Below are 3,750 nucleotides of genomic sequence, written 5' to 3'. Positions count from 1 at the left end.
CCGGCGACGCCGTCGGGGTCGCGGGCGGCGGCCGGACGTCCACGATCGCCCGGCTGCTCGGCCCCGGCGGCGTGGACCTCGACCGCGCCGCCCCCGGCACCGCGGTCACGGTGACGCTGGCCGACGACGTCGACGTGCGGCGCGGCGACCTGCTGGCCACGCCGGAGGCGCTCGGCGACGGCCTGTCCCCCGCGACCGCCTTCTCCGTCACGCTGATCTGGACCGCCGAGGAGCCCCTGCGCAACGGCCGCTCCTATCTGCTGCGGGCCGGCGGGCGCACCCTGCCCGCCGTGGTCACGGCCGTGCGCGACCGGCTCGACGTGGTGAGCGGGGGCGAGTACGCCGCCCGCACCCTGAACCTCAACGACATCGGCACGGTCGAACTGACCACCGACACCCCGCTCAGCCTCGACGCCTACCGGGAGTCGCGGCACACCGGCAGCCTCCTGCTCGTCGACCGGGTCACCAAGGAGACCGTCGCGGCCGGCATGGTCCGGCACGCCCTGCGGCGCGGCCGCAACGTCGCCCCGCACGCCTACACCGTCGACCGCGAGGCCCGCCAGCGGCTCAAGGGCCAGCGCGCGAAGGTGCTGTGGCTGACCGGCCTGCCGGGCGCCGGCAAGTCGACCATCGCCAACGCGCTGGAGCGGCGGCTCCACGGCATGGGCCTGCACACCTACGTGCTCGACGGCGAGAACGTCCGGGGCGGGCTGAACAAGGACCTCGGGTTCACCCCGCAGGGCCGCGCCGAGAACGTGCGCCGCGTCGCCGAGGTGTCGCGCATCCTGGTGGACGCCGGCCTGATCGTCATCGTGGCGCTGGTGTCCCCGTTCCGGACCGACCGGGCCACGGCCAAGGCGCTGTTCGCGGACGGCGACTTCGCCGAGGTCTTCGTCGACACCCCCGCCGAGGAGTGCGCCCGCCGCGACCCGAAGGGCCTCTACGCCCTGGCGAAGGCCGGGCGGCTGCCCAACATGACGGGCCACGGCCAGGCGTACGAGCCGCCCGACCACCCCGACCTGGTCGTCGACGGCGCCGGCTCGCTCGACGAGGCGACCGACGCGCTGTGCGCCCTGCTAGGCGAGTGAGACGTCGGTGACGAACGCCCTGATCGCCGCCGCGCTCTCGTCGGCGTGGGTCTCCAGCAGGTAGTGCCCGGCGTCGAAGACGTGCATCTCGATCCGGTCGAGGTCGCGGGCGTAGCCCATGATCTCGGCCAGGTCGAAGAAGGCGTCGTGGCGGCCCCACAGCAGCAGGCACGGCGGCTGGTGGGTGCGGTGGTAGTCGGCCAGGTCGCCGAAGCGGGCGACGTACGCGCCGTAGTCGCGGAACAGCTGGAACTGGACGTCGAGGTCGCCCGGCCGCGACATGCGCTCCCAGTCGAGGTGCCAGGTCTCCGGCGGGTGCAGCACGCGCAGCCGCTCGGGCAGCCCGTCGAGGTACTGCCCCCGGGTGCCCTCGAAGTTGAGCCACTCGGGCAGCTTGGCCCGGTTCTCCTCGGAGGGGTCGGCCCAGTAGGCGCGGGCGCCGTCCCACTGGTCGCCCAGGCCGTCGTCGTGGGCGTTGCCGTTCTGGACGACCAGCCCGAGGACGCGCTCGGGACGCCGCAGGGCGAGGTGGTAACCGACCGGGGCGCCGAAGTCGTGCAGGTAGACGAAGAACTCCTCGACGCCGATCCGGTCCAGGAACCGCTCCATGGTGTCGGCCAGGTTGGCGAAGGTGTACTCGTACTCCTCGATCGTGGGCGCGGAGGAGAACCCGAAGCCCGGCAGGTCGGGGGCGACGACCCGGCTCACCTCGGCGAGCGGCGAGAGCACCCGCCGGAAGCAGTGGGAGGAGCTGGGAAAGCCGTGCAGGAGCAGCAGGCACGGCCGGTCAGGCGTGCCCGCCTCGCGGTAGAAGACCTCGATCCCGTCGACGTCGACGCTCTGGTGGCGCGCCTTCGCGGTCGCTCGCATCCGTGGTTCCCCTCGGCTGGACGGTGTCGGCGTGGTTGCCCCTGCCCCGTCGCGGAAGGGTTAATGAGCGCATGGAGACCGACGTACCCGAGCACGAGGAGCTCGTCCGCGATCTGGCCGCCCTGCGCGAGCGCGGGCTGATCCGCCTCCGGGACGCCGACCTGCCGCATCTCCGCCGGGCCGCCGCCCTGCGCCACCCGGCGACCGGCCACGTCGCCGCCGTCGAGAAGCTGGTGCGCGACGCCGTCGACCGGCTCGGCGAGGGCAACCTGGGGTCGGCGGCCGCGTACACCTTCGGGCTCGTCCAGGGCACCCGCGACTGGACGGCGGCGGCGCGGCGCAAGCGGGCCGCCGACGTCTACCGGCTCAGCGTCGAGCGGTTCAGGAAGAACCAGGAGCGCATGCTGCTGGCCCAGGTCGCCGACCAGATCATCGCGCTCTGCGGGGAGGACGGCGAGGACGCGCTCCCCCGGGTCGCCGTCGGGGCCCGCATCCCGGTCGAGTCGGGCGGCGGGCGGGCGGTGCTGCAGGTGCGGCCCATCGAGCTGATCTCCGGGGTCGACGTGCTGGTCAATCCCGAGAACGTCTACCTGGAGATGGCGCGGGTGTTCTCGCCCAGCGTGTCGGGCGCGATCAGGAAGGCCGGGTCGCGACGTGGCCCGGCCGGGGAGCTGCTCGACGACACGATCCAGCGCGAACTGCACGAGTGGATGGCCAAGCACCACCGCCCGGGGCTCACCGTCGCCCCGGGCACGGTCGCGCCGACCGGGCCGGGCTCGCTGGCGTACAACGGGGTCCGGCGGGTCTACCACGCGGCCGTCGCGGTGCCCCGGCCCGGCACCTACCACCACGACGTCACCCCGCCGACGATCATGCTCGCCGTCCACCGGGTGTTCGCGCTGGCAGAGGAGGAGCGGGTGACCCACCGGCTGTCGACGATCTGCTTCCCGCTGATCGGCACCGGCGCGGGCAACCTGGCCGTGCGGGCCGGGCTGCACTGGCTGTGGTCGGCCGTCTGCGAGAACCTGGCCCGCAGCCGGGGCTGGGAGATCCATCTCAGCGTGCCGGAACCGGAGAAGGCAGACATCGTGCTGCGCCAGCTGTCGCCCTGACCCAGCGCGCCCGCAGGGGTTCCCGCAGTTCCTCCGGTACGCCCTCCACTCTGCCCCCCGCCTCGCCCCCCAGCAGCCGGAGCGCCCCCGTGACGTAGACCGAGGCCAGCGTGGGCAGGCTGCCGAGCTCCGGGTGGCCGGAGATGCGGGCGATCCGCTCCAGCACCCCCTGCCTGAGGACGCGGCGGACCGCCGGGTCGGCGGTCTCGGCCAGGGCGACCAGTTCGACGGCCATGGCGTAGGTCTCGGCCGCCAGCAGTCCCCGGCCGAACTCGAGGTCGTCGCCGCAGGCCGCCAGGTGGTCGAGGTGGGCGCCATCGTGGATGCCGCGCCAGACCCTTCTGCGGATCTCGGGGGCGCGGTGCGTGCGGTCGACCAGGACGGTGATCAGGCCGCGCTCGCCCGGCAGGCGCATCCAGGTGCGCCACGCCAGGCCGGCGAACCGGGAGCCGTCGACGACCGTGACCGCCCGAGTGGCGTGGGGGCGGTGGCGTTCGCCCCAGCGGAGGTGGTCGCGCACCGGGCGGACCCCGCCGCCGCCGTCGTCGTCGGGGAAGGTGGCGCACCAGGCGGCCAGCCGCCGGCAGGCCTCCCGGGTCTCCTCCCCCGGGGCGTCCACGGGGCCGGGGTCGGCGGCGTCGGGGTAGCCGCGCGGGACCGGCCCGCACCGGGCCCGCAGG

General features: G+C 74.5%; 4 protein-coding genes. 2 read left to right on the top strand and 2 right to left on the bottom strand.

Annotated features, from left to right (window positions below; genetic code table 11):
* Positions 1-1,088, top strand: a 1,088-nt coding sequence (gene cysC / locus FDA94_RS38770) for an adenylyl-sulfate kinase (protein ID WP_137251998.1), incomplete at its 5' end; no start/stop codon positions are given.
* Here the strand turns inward: cysC and FDA94_RS38765 are convergent.
* Entirely contained in the window at positions 1,077-1,958 is an 882-nt protein-coding gene (locus FDA94_RS38765) for an alpha/beta fold hydrolase (RefSeq protein WP_137251997.1), read from the bottom strand. The genes cysC and FDA94_RS38765 overlap by 12 nt on opposite strands.
* Before the next feature lie 71 nt (positions 1,959-2,029).
* Between FDA94_RS38765 and FDA94_RS38760 the strand changes: the two genes are divergently transcribed.
* Positions 2,030-3,070: a macro domain-containing protein gene (locus tag FDA94_RS38760; RefSeq protein WP_137251996.1), complete on the top strand. Its 1,041-nt coding sequence runs from the start codon at positions 2,030-2,032 to the stop codon at positions 3,068-3,070.
* Here the strand turns inward: FDA94_RS38760 and FDA94_RS39715 are convergent.
* The coding region (locus FDA94_RS39715; RefSeq protein WP_212735709.1) for a hypothetical protein at positions 3,015-3,750 on the bottom strand (736 nt) is incomplete at its 5' end. The two genes, FDA94_RS38760 and FDA94_RS39715, sit on opposite strands and share 56 nt — an antisense overlap.

Source organism: Herbidospora galbida (assembly GCF_005233835.1).
In the GTDB taxonomy this organism is placed as follows: Bacteria; Actinomycetota; Actinomycetes; order Streptosporangiales; family Streptosporangiaceae; genus Herbidospora; species Herbidospora galbida.
Note: the sequence above shows the minus strand (reverse complement) of the source record. Positions and strands in the feature narration are given on the sequence as shown.

Coding starts and splice junctions, on each gene's coding strand:
- FDA94_RS38765 (WP_137251997.1), bottom strand. CDS start 1,958: ATGCGAGCGACCGCGAAGGCGCGCCACCAGAGCGTCGACGTCGACGGG.
- FDA94_RS38760 (WP_137251996.1), top strand. CDS start 2,030: ATGGAGACCGACGTACCCGAGCACGAGGAGCTCGTCCGCGATCTGGCC.